Origin of the sequence: Ralstonia sp. AU12-08, assembly GCF_000442475.1 — a bacterium.
GTDB lineage: Bacteria > Pseudomonadota > Gammaproteobacteria > Burkholderiales > Burkholderiaceae > Ralstonia > Ralstonia insidiosa.
On record NZ_ASZV01000047.1, the window covers coordinates 61,639 to 77,752 of the forward strand.

Sequence of the window (16,114 nt, forward strand, 5' to 3'; positions counted from 1 at the left end):
GCAGCAGGTCGGAGAAATCCGCATGGTCCCCGTCGCTCAGATTGAGGTCATCAATCCGCGTGGACGCAATGGTCGGGTTTTCAAAGAAATCGTCGACAACATCAAGACCATCGGTCTCAAAAAGCCTATCGTGGTCACGCCGCGGGCGACGGCCGGCGGCATCGAAAAATACCTGCTGGTGTGCGGTGAGGGACGGTTGAAGGCGTTCCGCTCCCTGGGGGAAGAGACCATCCCTGCGCTCGTCGTCAGCGTGAGCGATGAGGACGCGTTCGTCATGAGCCTGACGGAAAACATCGCGCGTCGACAGTGCCGCCCGCTCGAACGGCTTGCCGGCATTCGTCAATTGCAGGACCAGGGATACACACCGAAGGTCATTGCCGAAAAGACCGGTCTCACGCCAACTTACGTTCAAGGCATTCTCACGCTCCTGCGCCAGGGAGAAGAGAGGCTTGTGCTGGCGGTGGAGAAGGGCCTCGTCCCCTTGAACGCAGCCCTCACGATTGTCGGTGCTGGCAACGACGACGCCGAAATCCAAGCGGCACTTCAAGAAGCCTACGAGTCCGGAAAATTGCGGGGCAAGCAACTGATGAACGCTCGCCGCGTCATCGAGCGCAGAAAAACACTCGGGCGAAGCGCAGCCCGCAATATGACGCACAAGTCCGCCGCGGTCACGACATCGAGTCTCGTGCGGACGTACGAACGCGAGGTGGAACGGCAGAAGGCCATGGTGAGAAAAGCCGAGTTCACGCAACAGCGGTTGCTATTTGTGGTCGGCGCCTTGCGACAACTGTTTGCCGATGAGAACTTCGTCAATCTGCTGCGTGCCGAGGGCTTGGCTAGCCTGCCGAAGTACCTTGCCGAGCGCGTCTGGCCCGCCGGAAGTGGCACATGACTGGCATAACTCTCGGGTTCATCCCCGAGCCCTTGTCCGTGCCCGTGGCCAGCATCCTGCCGTCACGCAGAATACCGGCGCCTGTACTGGAATCGCGCAAGTTTCAACAGATAAGAACCTCCATTGCGGAGGTGGGCCTCATCGAACCACTCTCTGTCACGCCTGCAGACCAGTCTTCCGGGCAGCATGTCCTGCTGGATGGGCATCTGCGCTTACTTGCTATTCAGGACCTGGGATACGAGCAGGTGGCCTGCCTTGTGGCTACCGATGACGAGAGCTACACGTATAACAACCGTGTCAATCGCCTGTCGACCATTCAGGAGCACTACATGATACGGCGCGTCATTGACCGAGGTGTCTCGCCTGAGCGATTGGCGAAAGCGCTTTCCGTCGACGTCTCTCAGATTGTAAAAAGGATGTCGTTGCTAGACGGCATTTGCCCAGAAGCTGCCGAACTGCTCGGAGACCGTCAGTTTTCGCCGGAGCTCGTTCGTGCCCTTCGCAAAATGAAGCCCACGCGCCAGGTCGAATGCGTGGAGCTTATGGTGGCAGCGAACAACGTGTCCGTCTCCTATGCCGAGGCGTTGTTGGTGGCCACACCAGCGGCGCGTCTTGTGGAGGGAAAAAAGCCTCACAAGCTGACCGGAGTCAGCCCGGAGCAGATGGCAAAGATGGAGCAGGAAATGAGCAATCTGCAGGGGCAGTACAAGCTCGTGGAACAGACCTACGGTCAAGACGTATTGAATCTTGTGCTTGCGAAAGGGTATCTCGCGAAGCTCCTCGAGAACGAATCGGCGCGGCAGTATGTTGCCCAGCGCCATCCGGATTTGATGGTGGAGTTTGAATCCATCATCGCGACCATTTCTCTCGACCAGCAGCAATCCGGCGTGGTCCTTTAGCCTAGCGTTCGGACCTTCTCGCGAAGGAGTTGCCCCGAGGCGGCTTTGACCTGACAGCCAAGCCTCGTGCAGCAGAATGGCCCCAGTCGCCCTGAGTTCTTACTGACGCTTGGGGAAAGCTGCGCCAGCCGTTGAAGATGGGTTCGTGGTTGCCACAGCCCACTTGTAGGTGCTAAGAACAGGTCTGAAGAAGATTCAATTGTCATACACCCCGAGCTGACTCACATTAACGGCCGCCGTTCTCGAGGACGGCAATCATTCCGGCGTTATGGAAGGCGGGGCTTATGTCGCGAGCGTGTGCAGTCGTCGGCGATAGAACGACAACAGGGGGCGTAATAATTGCCGGCGGCGGTGGCTCATTCATGACCATCGACGGCAAGTCTGCTGCATTGTGGGGAGACGTCGCAACGTGCCCTGCATGCAAATCGACCGGGAAAATCACAGGGGAAACCTTCCCCATCCAAACCGTCCAGGGTGTTCCCGTCGCCCGACACAACGACCTTGTGCTGTGCAAGTGCCCGAAGAAGCCGCGGGTGATAGCTCCCGGCGTGAACATGGTCGCGGATGAGGTGCACGGCTCTGGTAATTCGGAAACTGCTGGCAGGACTGCGGAGCCGATAGCTTTGGTCACGCACGACTTCGACCAGCGCGCACAGTTGGTCGATGCGGAAACGCAGCAGCCGCTCGTAGGCCAACGCTATCGGATGACGTGGTCAGGCGGTACGGTCGAGGGCATCACGAGCGCCTCGGGACATACGATGCTCATCCGCAGCGACCAGGCCGAAACCGCCGAGATTCACGTCTTGACGGACGAAGAGGCATGAGTCCAGTCCACTCCGCCGACCTGCTTTTCACGCCCACTGAGGACCGCAACGCCATCAAGGTCGATGTCCCGTCGAAAAGACTCTACTTCTCTATCTACTACTACACCAAGGATGACGCGTTCAAACGTGCCTCCCAGACCAAGGAGCGCGAGATAAAGGGCCGTTCAGACTGGAAACCTGCCCGCGATACCTTCGTGGCCATTGAAGTGCGAACAGAGGCGGATTTCCGTGCCGCATGGGCACGTGTGATGAAGCAGGCCAAGGACGAGGGCTATGTCGTTGCCGAAGGTCACCTGTTCACCCACGCCAGCAAGCCAAAAGGCGGTCGCGGTGGGCTCGAGTTCGCGGCCATCCCAGGAACCGGCGATGGCACCATTACGCGCGAGGAGGTGTCCCAGCTCGCCAAGCTCCCCTGGCAGAAGGCTGGAGAGCTAATCTTGTACGGTTGCAACACCGGGAGAGCAGGCGAAGGCCGCAGTTGGACTCCGGCACAGGCTTTCGCAGACGCCCAGGGCGTGAAGACCTCCGGCACGACTGGGTACGCATACTTCTCTACGTCCCGCGACAAGCACGTCAAAATCACCGACAGCTCCACCGAGGTCTATCTGCACCCTTACAAGTGGGGTAAGAACGGATATTTTGGGGACGGGGAAGCGATGCCAGACAAAATCTTCACACCAGCGAAATGAAAAATAAGCTATTGGCTCTGATTGCCGCCGCTCCAGCGCTCTTGTCTATCGTGTACGTGCTGTACCGCGCAGCCTTCGTACAGGTCAACCACGTTGGACTGACGCCTCATTTTCTGGACATCTTTTCCGTTGCGTCCGTGGTGCTGGCACTCACCTTTCGACTTGAGCGCCGATGGCTCTGGGCGGTCGTCGTCGTGGCCGCCGCGAACGTGCTGCTCGTCGTGTGGGCGATTGAGACCAACGTCCTGGTCGAGTACGAAGAATGGATTCGGCGTGGCATGCCGGAAAGAGATGCCGGCTTTGGCTTTACTAAGGCGGGGAGTTGATACAAGTGCTGAGGACAACCACATCAGCTATTCCCACAACTCTGCGGTGATAGTCGTCGAACACCTTGTCTGCGACTTCGATGACCACGTGTAAAAAATGCTGCCTTGTTGGCACCAGAGGAAAGAGCTGCAGTTGGATGGCGAAACTGCAACGCCCCCAACCTCACAGAGGTTCTTACATGGTTGAAATGGGACGCGCTGGACCGGGTTAAGCCTCACCGAGATGCAGTCCATCAATTCAAGCGGAAGCTCAGGATGACAAATACCGTTGACCACAAGCGTGAGGATGACGTCGTTGACCGCTTCTCCAGAAGGCTACACAAACGCTTTGGCGAAGTGTTCTCTCGTAACGAGGAGCACCCAAACTTCGCTGCCACACCCCTCGGAGGGCAAGACAAAGCGCTCGCGGACTACTTGCTGGCCGGGAAGGGACGATACTGCTTAATCGAGTTCAAAGCAGATGAGGATGCAGCACTCGCGGAGACCAAGAAACCGCTGCGGCATGCGCTATGCAGAACCTTCCAGAAGCGAGCTGCCACGATGGCACGCGCGGAGGACATTCACTTCATTGGTTGGGGTACGAAGCAGGAACTCCGCGCGCCGAGCCTGCCGCAACCCGAAACGCTCCTGGGAGTATCACTGTCAGCGTACCCTGGAAAGGTATGCCCGTTAATTGGCCATAACGTACGGGCGTCCGCCTTTGAAACGATGACGCAAGATGCATTTATCGACAAATTTATTGATGGCGAGGTCGTCGGCTCAGATGCAAAGCGATTTGATAAATACGTTGGCGAGCTGTTTAAGCTAGCCGAGACCGATGAAAAAAACGGGAAAGATGGCTTCCAAGGAACCGTCTACGTCTTCGTTCCACCATCGGACGGCGCACCCGCCGAACTCCTTTCCATCGAATTCACCGGAATAGAACATCTGTTTCGATTGACCAAAGAGCTAGCCGTCAGCCGGGAGAAGAGCAAAGTCAAGGACCGGGAGAAGACGAAAGATAACGATTTGGGAAAGGGATTTGGGCGCTAGACACCCTTTCCTTGCCGGCACCGCAATGTTCGTCAACGTACGCAACTAACATGGCACCATCGGACCAACCGCAGACGGACCTGCTCACGTCCCTCCAAGAACCGCAGAATCTCGAGCAAGTCTTCAGGAACTTGAGAGACATATCGCGCCTGCTTGCTCGAGATGTGGACAGGCTCGGTGACGAACTGCCACAGTCGGAGCAGCAGCTTCGCCTTGCCGGTGAGTTGGTGGCCAGAGCCCAGTCGGATATTCATGCCTTGCAGCAAAGTGCGAAAAGGCTCGGCGACATATGGGAGCATTCCGAGAGCCTCGCCAAGGTTGTGGGCGCAACCGCAGCCAAGGCGAGCACGGAAACGGTAAACAAGGCTGTGGCAGAGCTGAACACAAAGCTAACTACATCAGTGAATGCAGCAAATGACGCCGCCAACAATCTCCGAAGCGCAATGCGCATGAGCAAGGCGCCCTGGGTCATCGCGATATTCCTGAGCTTCGCACTGGCTATGATTGCCGCCTTTCTTACTTATAAGCTGACAAAGCCCGGCCCCCTCGCTGAGAAAGATATTCAGCGCATGCAATGGGGTATTCTTTTGGAGCGCATGTATCAAAAGGCGAGCCCGAAGGAGCGCGCCGTCTTGGACAAGTTGACTACCAGTGGTTGAGACCGCCAACCACTAGCGCACCACGCAGACCCAAGCGCCAATGTTAGGCTCGGGGCCGGCGCCCTTGCCCCGGTGTCAACGCCCGCCCGCAATATGCCCAAGCTCGGCCAGGACCGTATCTTTGAATACCTCGAAGATAATCCAATTCCTGAACTGAGCGTTCCAATATCCGCGACCTCGGCAAATTGGCTCGACCAGTTGCCGAACGGGCTCGCAGACTGGATGGAATACTGCGATGTTGTTTGCGGGCAATTCACGCACGTGAACCGACACGCCCAGAATAGAAAACGTCCATACTCCGTTCCGTTCGAACATGTTGACCTCCTGTGTTGGTAACGAGGCCAGCCTAGTCAGCACGAGTCATCGAAAACAGTCACCAACAGTGGAAGAAACTGTGCGAGACGGAAATATTTCCATTGAAATCAAAGACGTAGACACTGAAGCGGACCGGACGGATGCGGACGAAAAGCAGGGTGCGATTGACGCGTTCTTGGGCTTTCTCAAACTCCAGGGGAAAGAGACGCAGCCGCTGAGGGTCGCACGTGCGCTCGCGGAAGGCAGCTTGGAAAGACTACATGCTGGCAAAGTCCTGGTTGCCTACAACTCAGTCAACGTCGCTGGGATGGCCGGCCACAACGTGCCACCAGACCGGGCCACCGGCTGGCTCACCAGAAACTGGACCACTCTTGAAAAGCGCCTCGAAGAATGGGAACCCGGCATCCAGGAATTTGCCCGGCAGGCCGGTCTATCCATTTACGCGCGGCCCAGGAAGATTGCTGGCGCAGGTGGCGCTGGAAACAACTCCACGTATGACATCGAATTTCTCGACCTTCCCGCGTCGGATGCCGAGCCGGTTGCACCGGCACCGGGCGGTATCGCTTACGTGCCAGACCTGACATTGAAACCCGCCTTTTGGGTAAAACCGCTCATGCAGACTGGCTTTGCACTCAAGGGATGGCGACGTGTCGCCTTCCTGCTGTACGGCGTCGGCGGGATTGTGGTCATCGGGGCGTTCCTTATCCTGCTGTGGCTCGCGCTGACAACTCAGTCAGCGAGGATACGTACTGGAGACATTGTTACGCTGATTCTGTCCGCTGCTCTGGTCGGATGGCTGGGCTACGAATTACTGAGCCCCTTTTGGAGGCTGATTGATTTGCGCATCATCATGGCTCCCGACTTACTCCTGTCGTTCCGCGACCAACATGTTCAACTTGAGGCAGCAAAAGAACCGGCGGACGACGGCCAGCACGTCCGCGTCATACGGTTGGTGCGGTACTCGGCTCCCTGCCCAAGATGCGGAGAGACGGTCCATCTGCACGACGGTCGACGAGAGTTCCCCGGGCGCCTTGTGGGAAAGTGCGATGAATATCCTGCCGAACATGTGTACTCGTTCGACAGATTCACCAAGACAGGCAAGCCGCTACGATAGGCGCTCTCTCACTACCCCCCCGCGGGACAGATTCCTAGCGCAGATTGCAGCAACGCGCAGGCTCATGTTCAACGTGAAGGACTGCTCAGTTGATGGCCTCGAACGCATCGGAACTCAGCGAAGTTGGCCTTCACGCTCAGCGGCTACTGGACGACTGAAGCATGGCCTTAACCTCGACGCAAATCGGCACCATCGGCGAAAACCTTCTGGTCAACGCCGTCATGAAAGCGAGCGACGGGAGGCTGTCGCCTTTTCAGCCGTATGCTGATGATGACGGGCTGGATGTGCTGTTCTACGACAAGCAGACCGGAAACTCAGTAGCTATTCAACTGAAGTGCCGTACCGTCACGCTGTACAAAGCAGGAACGCGAGAAAGAGGGAACGTCGTTCACTTTGGCGTGCGGCAAGCAACGTTTCGTGCGACACGACACACCTATCTCGTTGCGGCTCTCATGTGCGGGACGTCGACAACGTAGTAAGCCTTGTCGATGCGAATCTTGTACTTGTGACCGTGGGGAATCGGCTTCTTCTCCCGGACGAAAATCTCCACATCGATGATTTCTTCGCCGTCGTGGCTGGCGGCCCCAACGATAATGGTTTCTTCAATGCGTTGCTCGTTTGCAGACATTTCAAACTCCGTTGCGTCGGATGGACAGGCGCCATAGGGCGATGTTGACGTTCGACCGGCCCGGTGCCAGACTTCCGTCTTACATGTGAGACAGTGTGGCACGAGGTGTTTCTCTAGTCAAACGGTTTTTGTTGCACATATAAGACAGGAGAGAAATGGAACACGTGAAGATGGAGGTGCTGGCCAAGCACATCCTCAGACGTAGAGATGGCCGTGGTGTCCGGGAGGCCGCCAAGGAAGTGGGCATCAGTCCCGCTACGCTTTCCCGGGTAGAGAACCAGAAGGTTCCTGACCTGGAAACCTTCGGCAAGATATGCGCGTGGCTTGGGGAGGACCCTGCAACCTTCCTTGGCTTGGTGCAAGCATCCTCATCGGCACCGCGAGCTCAGGTTCATTTCAAAAAAGAAACGGCAATACGCCCGGAAAGCGCCAAAGCGTTGAGCGAGATGATTGTTCTTGCTCAGGAGGCCCTTTTGAAGGAAGAGGTCTGAGCTTACTGTGCAGCGTGGATATAAGGCCTGGTGCGAGCGGTTTTCGGCCGACACTCGCCGCGAGCTCGGTTTGTCTTCGACTGCGCCCTTGGGCGCTCGACAACTAGCCGCCCATTTGGGAATCCGTGTATGGACGCCCGACAATGTGCCCGGCTTGTCAGCAGAAACAAGGCAGGTGCTGCTGCGCAATGACGGCACGCCGAGCTGCTGGTCTGCCGTAACACTGGTTGTTGGCGAGAAAACGCTGGTTATCTTGAACTCGTCGCATTCGCCCGCTCGTCAGGCGAGCGACCTGATGCACGAGCTCGCTCATCGCATTCGCAATCATGAGCCGGAAGAGATGAGTATCTCCTCCGAAGGCCTGATGCTGCTGAAGGCGTATGACAAGGAGCAGGAGGAAGAGGCGGACTGGTTGGCGGGTGTGCTTCTGCTGCCGCGAGATGCGCTTGTCCAAATTAAGCGCCAGAGGATTCCCGACGAAGACGTCGTCGCGCAATACGGCGTGAGCAAGCGGATGTACACCTATCGCGTATCAATGACAGGTGTGAACCGACAGTTCCGGTGAGGCGCATGGACCTGAAGACCAAAACCTTGAACCTGCGGGTCAGCCCAGAGTTGAAGGACCTTGTTCGCATCGCAGCCACACGTGACCACCGCACCATCGCAAACTTCATCGAAGGGCTGGTTCGCGAGCACTACGAGAAGTTCGGCATAGCAGCAGGTCCAGAGCTAATAAAGCAGCCGCTGAGCCGCCAATAAAGGAGAAGTAGGAACGTGGCAGAAGTCGTCAGCATTGAGCGGGGGCTCCCGGCACCTGGTCAACTCGTGCAGGCCAGAAACCGTCGATTCGTCGTAACTGCCGTCGAGGCAGGACGGACTGACTCGGCACCGCAACATCTGGTCTCCATGTCGTCAGTCGAAGATGACGCGCTCGGCGAGGAACTCCGGGTCGTGTGGGAGCTGGAACCCGGGACTTCAGTGCTCGAGCGGGCCTCCATGCCCGAATTGACCGCTTTCGATGTCCCGCTGCAGTTGGACGCATTTCTGAACGCTGTGCGGTGGGGCGCCGTGTCGCAGACCGACACTAGCACCCTGCAAGCCCCTTTCCGTGCGGGCATCGAAATCGAGGACTACCAACTCGACCCGCTGGCGCGCGCCATCCAGATGCCTCGGGTCAATCTGCTCATCGCAGACGACGTCGGCTTAGGCAAGACCATCGAGAGCGGCCTGGTCGTCCAGGAGTTGATGCTTCGTCATCGCATCCGGTCTGTGCTCATCGTGTGCCCCTCGGGGCTGCAGATTCAGTGGCGCGAGCAGATGCGTGACAAGTTCGGCTTGGACTTCCGCATCGTCGACAGCGAAGCGATGAAGCAGCTTCGTCGCAGCCGAGGCTTGCATGTGAACCCGTGGAGCCACTACCCGCGGCTCATCACATCTATCGACTTCCTGAAGCGCGAGCGTCCGCTGCGGCTGATGCGCGAAGTGTTCCCTTCCGCAGGGCAGCCTACCTACCCTCGGCGCTTCGACATGTTGGTGGTAGACGAGGCACACAACGTCGCACCATCTGGAAGCGGCAAGTACGCCATCGATTCCCAGCGCACCCAGGCCATTCGTCTACTGGCACCGCATTTCGAGCACAAGCTCTTCCTGTCGGCTACTCCGCACAACGGCTACCCCGAGAGCTTCTCGGCACTGTTGGAACTGCTCGACGACCAGCGTTTCGCGCGTGCTGTTCGGCCGAAGCCCGAGCAACTGGCCGCCGTCATGGTTCGCCGACTTAAGCGCGAGCTCCCGCCCCGATGGGACGGAACCCCTCGGTACCCCGAGCGTGTCATCGAGGCGCTCGAAGTGAACTACACGCTCGAGGAGCGACAGGCGCACCAGGACCTCAAGCGCTACTCCGAGCTGCGTGCGGCGGGAGCCCACGACGACGGCGAGCGCTATGCCACGGAGTTCGTTCTGAAGCTGCTGAAGAAGCGGCTCTTCTCGTCGCCTGAAGCGTTCCGGACCACGCTGGCCAAGCATGTGGAATCGCTGGTCAACCGTCGCCGCGCTGCCCAGGCGTCGCCATCTCCAGGATTGCTGCGGCGAATGATTGACGGCCTGGACGAGGAGGTCGAAGTCGAGAGCGATGCCGAGTGGGACACCGCGGCCGACGAGGCTGTGACCACTGCGGCCTCTCTGTTCCGGCCACTCAACGACGAAGAGGCGGCGCTGCTGGACAACCTGCGCGCCTATGCCGACCGCATGTCGGCCCGAGGCGATTCCAAGCTCCAAGCGCTGCTTGCCTGGCTGAAGCAAACGCTGATGCCTAACGGGCAATGGAACGAGGAGCGGGTCATCCTCTTCACCGAGTACCGTGCTACCCAGAAGTGGCTGCAGGAGCGGCTGGTCACCGCCGGCTTCTCAGGTCCTGGTCGGGTTCAGCTCATGTACGGAGGCATGCCGCTGGAGGAGCGTGAGCAGGCCAAGAACGCATTCCAGGCTTCACCAACACAGTCAGACGTGCGAATCCTGCTGGCTACGGACTCGGCGTCCGAGGGTCTGGACTTGCAGAACCACTGCAGCAAGTTGGTTCATATCGAGGTTCCCTGGAACCCGAACCGAATGGAGCAGCGCAACGGTCGTATCGACCGTCACGGTCAACGTCAGCCCCAGGTCCACATCTTCCACTTCGTCGGCCAGGGGTACCACCAGCGCTCACGCCTTATGCAAAACGCCAACCCGGGCGACCTGGAGGGCGACCTGGAGTTCTTGCTGCGGGCAGCGCGCAAGGTGGAGACGATTCGCGAAGACCTGGGCAAGGTCGGACCGGTCATCTCCCGTCAGGTCACCGAGGCAATGCTCGGACGCCGGCGCAGCTTGGACACGACCGAAGCCGAACGGCAGTCGCAGCCGGCGCGCGAGCTTCTTCGCGTGCGACGCGCAGAGAACGAGCTCAATGCACAACTGGCTCGATTGCATCACCAACTGCAAGACACACGGCGTGAGCTGAACCTCACCCCTGACTCCATCCATGCGGTGGTCGAGGCGGGCTTGGCACTGGCCGGTCAGCAGCCCCTTATCGAGGCCACGTTGCCTGGCATCTGGCCCGACCCGACTGGGCAGCGTGACCGATGCCCCGTTTTCCGCCTGCCTCGGCTGGTCGGCACCTGGCAATCGGCCTACGACGGCCTCGCTCACCCACACACGCATGAGATTCGGCCCATCGTCTTCGACCACGCTCTGACGCAAGGGCGGGACGATGTGGTCCTGGTACACCTGAACCACCGCCTGGTTCAGATGTGCCTACAGTTACTGCGTGCCCAGGTCTGGTCTCAGGGTGAGCAGCGGCTGAGCCGCATCACAGCAAGGCTGGTGCCACCCAACGCCACGGACATGCCAGTCGCAATTGCACATGCCCGCCTTGTGGTACTCGGTGCCGACAACCAGCGCATCCACGAAGAAGTCATCTTCGCTGGAGGCCAGCTTCGTGAGGGACGCATCACCCGCATCGACCGGGTTGGCGAGTTGGAGCGCTTGGCCGCTTCCGGGCTCCCACAGCCCGCTCCTAACTGGTTCAAAGAGAGCGTCGAGCCCCTGTGGCCGACGCACCGTGAGAACCTGTGGCGCGCCCTCGAAGCCCGCATGCGCGACCGTACCAAGACGCTGCAGAGCCGCTTGGATGAGAGAGCCGAGGCCGATGTGACCGCCATGCGCTCGGCCATCGGCGAGCTCATCACCAGCATCCGCTCCCAGCTCAATGACGCCCAGCCGCAGATGGAATTGTTCTCCACGCCTGAACGTGAACAGCTAGAACGAGACCGCAGCGCGCTCGAACGGCGCTTGAATGACCTGCCGCAGGAGATGGCCCGCGAGGAAGAGCGCATCCGTGCGCGCTACGCCAGTCCGTCCCCGCGGCTGTTCCCTGTCTCCGTGACCTACCTCGTGCCCCCTGAGCTCAGCAAGCGATAAGCCCATGTCCGTAGCCCGTCATCACGCCGAATGGCTGTCGCTGGTCGAAATCTCCGGCCCCTTTCTTTCGCTGCCTGTTCTGTTGCGGGTGTTTCCCCAGCAGTTGGATGCACTTGATGCGGGGGTCAGCCGCGACACACGGCTGGCCTTTGCCGAATGGGAAGACGCCGAAGGCGACCGTGCCGTCCACCATGCCTGGCTGCAGTTCGTACTTAAACGCATTCTGAGCCTGCCCGACGAAGTGCTATTCACTGACCAGGCCATCCCGCCTGGCATGGAGTTCACCGTGGCTGAGCACGGTGAAACGCTGCGTCCCCAATGGGTCGTCAAGCGCGCCGAAGACGAGCGCGCAGCGCTGTTGGTCGTTGCCTACCCGGTCGCTCAGGAGTTGGACCGGACAGTCAACAGCGCGCGCTGGCAAGCCTCCCCGGCCACGCGCATGCTGGCCCTGCTGCAGGGAACGGGGGTCCCCCTGGGTCTGGTGACTAACGGCTCGCACTGGATGCTGGTGAGCGCACGTCCAGGTGAGCCCGCCACGTATGTGACCTGGGATGCTGCGCTGTGGAGCGAAGAGCCGCTCACGCTGCGGGCGTTCAGCTCGCTGGTAGGGTCCATGCGCTTGTTCGGCGTGGCGGAGCGCGACCGTTTACCAGCCCTGCTGGCCGAAAGTGCACAGAACCAGCAGGAAGTCACCGACCAACTTGGCCTGCAGGTTCGCAAGGCAGTGGAAGTGCTGGTCCAGGCTGTCGACCGCATCAACGCCGACCGTGGTGGCCAACTGCTCACCGGTGTGGGTGAGAGAGAGCTGTACCAGGCTGCGCTCACAGTGATGATGCGGCTGGTCTTCGTGCTCTCCGCCGAAGAGCGGGGCCTGCTTCTCCTGGGCGACCCGCTTTGGAATCGGCACTACGCCGTGTCGACCTTGCGCGACCAGCTGCGCGAGGTGCCGGACGAGAACCTACTGGCCTACCGGCACGATGCTTGGTCGCGGCTGCTCTCCACCTTCCGAGCCATCCACGCGGGCGTGGAGCACGACCAGATGCGCCTGCCTGCCTACGGCGGTGCACTGTTCGACCCTGACCGTATCCCGTTCCTGGAAGGGCGCCAGCCCGGGACAAACTGGCAAGAGGTTCCCGCCCAACCGCTACCGGTCAGCAACCGTACCGTGCTGCACCTACTGGAGGCCCTGCAGTTCTTGCAGATGCGCATCCCGGGCGGCGGTGTGGAACCGAGGCGCCTGAGCTTCCGCGCGCTCGATATCGAACAGATTGGCCATGTGTACGAAGGTCTGCTCGACCATACGGCCCGCCGGGCTGCGTCGACGGTTCTTGGCCTCCGGGGCAGCGGCGGTGACGATGTAGAAGTCGAGCTCTCCGTGCTGGAGGGAAAGGCTGCTGAGAGCGAGCAAGCCGTAGTCAACTATCTGAAAGAACGAACAGGCCGCACCCCCACCGCGCTGAGAAGCGACCTCCGTCGTGAAGAGCCACCCAATACCCTAGCCCTTCAGGCGGTGTGCGCTGGTCATGACGGGCTCTTCAACCGCATTGCGCGCTTTGCCCATCTGCTGCGAGATGACTCCTTGGGCCACCCGGTGGTCATCCACCCCGGCAGCATATACGTCACAAAGGGCAGCGACCGCCGCAATACCAGCACGCACTACACCCCACGCACGTTGACCGAGGAGGTCGTCAAGGCCACCCTGGACCCGCTGCTCTACACGGGCGTCAGCCAGGGCGCCGAGCCGTCCCTGGAGACCCTGAAAACGCCGGCCGACGTCCTGGCGCTCAAGGTTTGCGACCCCGCCTGCGGCTCGGGCGCCTTCCTCGTCCAAGCCTGCCGCTACATGGCCGAACGCGTGGTCGAGGGCTGGGGCAAGGCCGAAGCAGAATCCGGAAGCAACGGCCCGCTCACAGTGCCTGAGGCCCTGTCAGCCGGAGCCAGCCACAGCCAGCAACTGCTGCCGCCCGAGCCCGAGGAACGATTGGCGCTGGCCCGCCGCCTGGTGGCCGAGCGCTGCCTGTACGGCGTGGACTTGAATCCGATGGCCGTGGAGATGGCCAAGCTGTCGCTCTGGCTGGTCACGCTGCACAAGCACCGGCCGTTCACCTTCCTGGACCATGCCATCAAGTGCGGCGACAGCCTGCTCGGGCTGCACGACCCGGCTCAGCTGGAGCGCTTTCACCTCGTGCCGTCGCGGACCCAGACACGCGTAGTGGACTACCAGCTCACCGAAGTCCAGCAGTTGCTCGCGGAAGCTCGGCGAAAGCGGGAAGCGCTGGAGAGATTCACGGCACTGGATGTTCGCGATGCCGAGCTGAAGGCGCAGCTGCACAGGGAGGCGGAGGCCTCTCTGGCGATGGTGCGTGTCTTGGCTGACCTCATTGTGGGCGCGGCACTGTCAACGGCGGGCTCCAATGCGGACCGCAGCGCGGCGCTCCTGGATGCGAGACTCGAGGAACTACTGCTGCAGGCAGGAACAGCACTGGCACCCGCAGTCGAGCAGCGTCTCGTCGCGGAAGGTGCGTCGAACACCTTGCTGTGGCCGCTGCGTCAGTCTGCGACCCAGATGCTGGGTACCGCCAATGGCAGCGGTGAGCCACGCCGACCGTTCCACTGGTTGGTCGAGTTCCCAGAGGTCTTCATGGCATCCGGCTCGGGAGGTTTTGACGCGTTGGTAGGCAATCCACCGTTTGTCGGTGGACAGAAGATTACGGGCTTGTTCGGAACCGACTACCGCGACCACCTCGTGCTGTATCTGGCCGATGGCCGACGAGGTAGTGCGGACCTCTGCGCCTACTTTTTCCTGCGTGCCCAGCAAGCCCTGCGACCTGGGGGAACCTTTGGCCTCTTGGCGGTGAACACCATCGCCGAAGGGGACACACGGCAAGTGGGCTTGGAGGCGATGCTTCGCCAGGGGGTCGCTCTGTATGCGGCGAGGCCGAACTTCGAATGGCCGGGCGCTGCGGCGGTTGCCGCAAGTGCCGTCCACGGTGTCTGCGGTTCATGGTCTGGCGCCCGTCGCCTTAACGGCATGGCGGTGCCCACCATCTCGGCATTCCTGTCCGCTGAGGACGAGTGGAGTCCCAAGCCCTTGAGGGCAAACACCGGCAAGAGTTTTCAGGGGTCCATCGTGCTGGGCATGGGCTTCACAATGTCGCCGGAAGATGCGCAGGCGCACATCGCGCGTGCCCCCCGCAATGCTGAAGTGCTCTTTCCCTACCTGAACGGAGAGGACCTGAACTCACACCCACGGCAGCAAGCTTCCCGCTGGGTCATCAACTTCTGGGACTGGCCCTTGGAACGGTCCGTGGAGGATGGCTCTTGGTCGGCTGCCGACGCTCGGCAGCGCGAGCTTTGGCTGCGAGATGGACGGGTGCCCGACGACTATCCTGGTCGGGTGGCGGGGGACTTCCCGGAGCTGCTGGATATCGTGCGAAGGCTCGTAAAGCCCGAGCGCGACCAGAACAATCGGGCGGTCTATCGCGACAAGTGGTGGCACTTCGCAGAGAAGCGCCCGGCGCTGTACCACGCGATTGGTCGAGGGCACGTATTTACTAGGCATCCTGACGGCTGGTCGAGTAGCAACCCAGAGCCCGAACATGTGCTGGCATGCTCCCTACACAGCAAGTACCTAGCGATTGCGGCCTGCTCACCTCAAGCGGTCTTTTCACATGCCCTCGCTGTGTTCGCAACAACTGATTGGGCAGACATCGGCCTCCTGAGCTCAACGCTGCATGAGGTTTGGGCGCGAAAGAACTCGTCTTCACTTGAATCGCGTTTGCGCTATCTGCCGAGCGAGATTTTTGAGACGTTCCCACGTCCAGAGGGAGAGATGAGCCAGCTGGCTGTACTCGGACGGGCCTTCAGTGTCGAACGGGCGAATTGGTGCCTATCCAACGGCGGCCTAACAACTTTCTACAACGCCCTACACGACCCAGGTCGGCAGGAGAACCCGGTCAAGGCGATACGCGCACGGCTTGCTGAAATTGACTGCGCCGCACTGGCCGCCTATGGCTGGACTGACCTGAATCCGGAACATGGATTCCATGAGGTCGCATCACTGCCTGCCAACGACCGGGTGCGCTTCACTGCCTCGGAGACCGCTCGTCTCGAAATCTTGCGCCGACTCTCCGCTCTTAATCGCCAGCGCTACCAAGAGGAGCTGGACGCCGCCCGTAGCCTGGAGGCCGCACAAGCCGAGCGCTTGACTCCACGCAAGCGTGCTGGGCGGCCAGCTGCCAAGAAGGCCGCGGCGCCGAGCATGCAGCCGCAGTTGTTCGAGTGAGGTCCG

At 60.3% G+C, this 16,114-nt stretch carries 16 protein-coding genes; 14 read left to right on the forward strand and 2 right to left on the reverse strand.

What is annotated here, in order from left to right:
• The first annotated feature begins 22 nt into the window (after positions 1-22).
• The 7 genes from C404_RS52520 (at position 23) to C404_RS52545 (ending at position 5,321) form a co-directional block, all read left to right on the forward strand.
• Positions 23-892 (forward strand): plasmid partitioning protein RepB C-terminal domain-containing protein, encoded by an 870-nt coding sequence (locus tag C404_RS52520; RefSeq protein ID WP_031329980.1) that lies wholly within the window; start codon positions 23-25, stop codon positions 890-892.
• On the forward strand, positions 889-1,791 hold the full coding sequence (locus C404_RS52525; RefSeq protein WP_021196861.1) for a plasmid partitioning protein RepB C-terminal domain-containing protein: 903 nt from the start codon (positions 889-891) through the stop codon (positions 1,789-1,791). The genes C404_RS52520 and C404_RS52525 overlap by 4 nt, the downstream gene beginning before the upstream one ends.
• Before the next feature lie 284 nt (positions 1,792-2,075).
• Positions 2,076-2,615 carry a PAAR domain-containing protein gene (locus tag C404_RS58930; RefSeq protein ID WP_081659374.1) on the forward strand — a complete coding sequence of 180 codons (540 nt, stop codon included), beginning with the start codon at positions 2,076-2,078 and terminating at the stop codon, positions 2,613-2,615.
• The gene (locus C404_RS52530) at positions 2,612-3,304 is read left to right on the forward strand and encodes a hypothetical protein (protein WP_021196863.1); all 693 of its coding nucleotides are present in this window, start codon (positions 2,612-2,614) and stop codon (positions 3,302-3,304) included. Before C404_RS58930 ends, C404_RS52530 begins: the two co-directional genes overlap by 4 nt.
• Complete coding sequence (locus C404_RS52535) at positions 3,301-3,630, forward strand: hypothetical protein (RefSeq protein WP_031329982.1); 330 nt, start codon at positions 3,301-3,303, stop codon at positions 3,628-3,630. The genes C404_RS52530 and C404_RS52535 overlap by 4 nt, the downstream gene beginning before the upstream one ends.
• Before the next feature lie 255 nt (positions 3,631-3,885).
• A complete protein-coding gene (locus C404_RS52540; RefSeq protein WP_021196865.1) occupies positions 3,886-4,662 on the forward strand; it encodes a hypothetical protein in 777 nt (258 codons plus the stop codon).
• 50 nt (positions 4,663-4,712) lie between these two features.
• Entirely contained in the window at positions 4,713-5,321 is a 609-nt protein-coding gene (locus tag C404_RS52545) for a hypothetical protein (protein WP_021196866.1), read from the forward strand.
• Positions 5,322-5,396: 75 nt separating this feature from the next.
• Here the strand turns inward: C404_RS52545 and C404_RS60110 are convergent, their stop codons facing one another.
• Positions 5,397-5,636 (reverse strand): hypothetical protein, encoded by a 240-nt coding sequence (locus tag C404_RS60110; protein WP_104577692.1) that lies wholly within the window; start codon positions 5,634-5,636, stop codon positions 5,397-5,399.
• Positions 5,637-5,703: 67 nt separating this feature from the next.
• Here C404_RS60110 and C404_RS52550 point away from each other — a divergent pair, with 67 nt between their 5' ends.
• A complete protein-coding gene (locus C404_RS52550; protein WP_064496161.1) occupies positions 5,704-6,750 on the forward strand; it encodes a hypothetical protein in 1,047 nt (348 codons plus the stop codon).
• A 161-nt stretch (positions 6,751-6,911) separates the two neighbouring features.
• Entirely contained in the window at positions 6,912-7,226 is a 315-nt protein-coding gene (locus C404_RS60115) for a hypothetical protein (protein ID WP_152524484.1), read from the forward strand.
• Here the strand turns inward: C404_RS60115 and C404_RS52555 are convergent.
• Positions 7,184-7,378, reverse strand: coding sequence for a hypothetical protein (locus tag C404_RS52555; RefSeq protein ID WP_021196868.1), 195 nt, complete (start codon positions 7,376-7,378; stop codon positions 7,184-7,186). The two genes, C404_RS60115 and C404_RS52555, sit on opposite strands and share 43 nt — an antisense overlap.
• Positions 7,379-7,533: 155 nt before the next feature.
• Here C404_RS52555 and C404_RS52560 point away from each other — a divergent pair, with 155 nt between their 5' ends.
• The 5 genes from C404_RS52560 (at position 7,534) to C404_RS52580 (ending at position 16,108) form a co-directional block, all read left to right on the forward strand.
• The gene (locus tag C404_RS52560) at positions 7,534-7,869 is read left to right on the forward strand and encodes a helix-turn-helix domain-containing protein (RefSeq protein WP_021196869.1); all 336 of its coding nucleotides are present in this window, start codon (positions 7,534-7,536) and stop codon (positions 7,867-7,869) included.
• 88 nt (positions 7,870-7,957) lie between these two features.
• Positions 7,958-8,434 carry an ImmA/IrrE family metallo-endopeptidase gene (locus tag C404_RS52565; RefSeq protein ID WP_235180671.1) on the forward strand — a complete coding sequence of 159 codons (477 nt, stop codon included), beginning with the start codon at positions 7,958-7,960 and terminating at the stop codon, positions 8,432-8,434.
• A 5-nt stretch (positions 8,435-8,439) separates the two neighbouring features.
• Positions 8,440-8,628 (forward strand): type II toxin -antitoxin system TacA 1-like antitoxin, encoded by a 189-nt coding sequence (locus C404_RS52570; protein WP_021196871.1) that lies wholly within the window; start codon positions 8,440-8,442, stop codon positions 8,626-8,628.
• Between the two features lie 15 nt (positions 8,629-8,643).
• Complete coding sequence (gene drmD / locus C404_RS52575; protein WP_021196872.1) at positions 8,644-11,823, forward strand: DISARM system SNF2-like helicase DrmD; 3,180 nt, start codon at positions 8,644-8,646, stop codon at positions 11,821-11,823.
• Between the two features lie 4 nt (positions 11,824-11,827).
• A complete protein-coding gene (locus C404_RS52580) occupies positions 11,828-16,108 on the forward strand; it encodes an Eco57I restriction-modification methylase domain-containing protein (RefSeq protein WP_021196873.1) in 4,281 nt (1,426 codons plus the stop codon).
• Positions 16,109-16,114: the final 6 nt, after the last annotated feature.

Bases quoted from the DNA above. Each gene is read 5' to 3' on its own strand.
- C404_RS52530 (WP_021196863.1), top strand. From the start codon at position 2,612: ATGAGTCCAGTCCACTCCGCCGACCTGCTTTTCACGCCCACTGAGGAC.
- C404_RS52570 (WP_021196871.1), top strand. From the start codon at position 8,440: ATGGACCTGAAGACCAAAACCTTGAACCTGCGGGTCAGCCCAGAGTTG.
- C404_RS52520 (WP_031329980.1), top strand. From the start codon at position 23: ATGGTCCCCGTCGCTCAGATTGAGGTCATCAATCCGCGTGGACGCAAT.
- C404_RS52580 (WP_021196873.1), top strand. From the start codon at position 11,828: ATGTCCGTAGCCCGTCATCACGCCGAATGGCTGTCGCTGGTCGAAATC.
- C404_RS52525 (WP_021196861.1), top strand. From the start codon at position 889: ATGACTGGCATAACTCTCGGGTTCATCCCCGAGCCCTTGTCCGTGCCC.
- C404_RS52535 (WP_031329982.1), top strand. From the start codon at position 3,301: ATGAAAAATAAGCTATTGGCTCTGATTGCCGCCGCTCCAGCGCTCTTG.
- C404_RS60115 (WP_152524484.1), top strand. From the start codon at position 6,912: ATGGCCTTAACCTCGACGCAAATCGGCACCATCGGCGAAAACCTTCTG.
- C404_RS52540 (WP_021196865.1), top strand. From the start codon at position 3,886: ATGACAAATACCGTTGACCACAAGCGTGAGGATGACGTCGTTGACCGC.
- C404_RS60110 (WP_104577692.1), bottom strand. From the start codon at position 5,636: ATGTTCGAACGGAACGGAGTATGGACGTTTTCTATTCTGGGCGTGTCG.
- C404_RS52555 (WP_021196868.1), bottom strand. From the start codon at position 7,378: ATGTCTGCAAACGAGCAACGCATTGAAGAAACCATTATCGTTGGGGCC.
- C404_RS52545 (WP_021196866.1), top strand. From the start codon at position 4,713: ATGGCACCATCGGACCAACCGCAGACGGACCTGCTCACGTCCCTCCAA.
- C404_RS58930 (WP_081659374.1), top strand. From the start codon at position 2,076: ATGTCGCGAGCGTGTGCAGTCGTCGGCGATAGAACGACAACAGGGGGC.
- C404_RS52560 (WP_021196869.1), top strand. From the start codon at position 7,534: ATGGAACACGTGAAGATGGAGGTGCTGGCCAAGCACATCCTCAGACGT.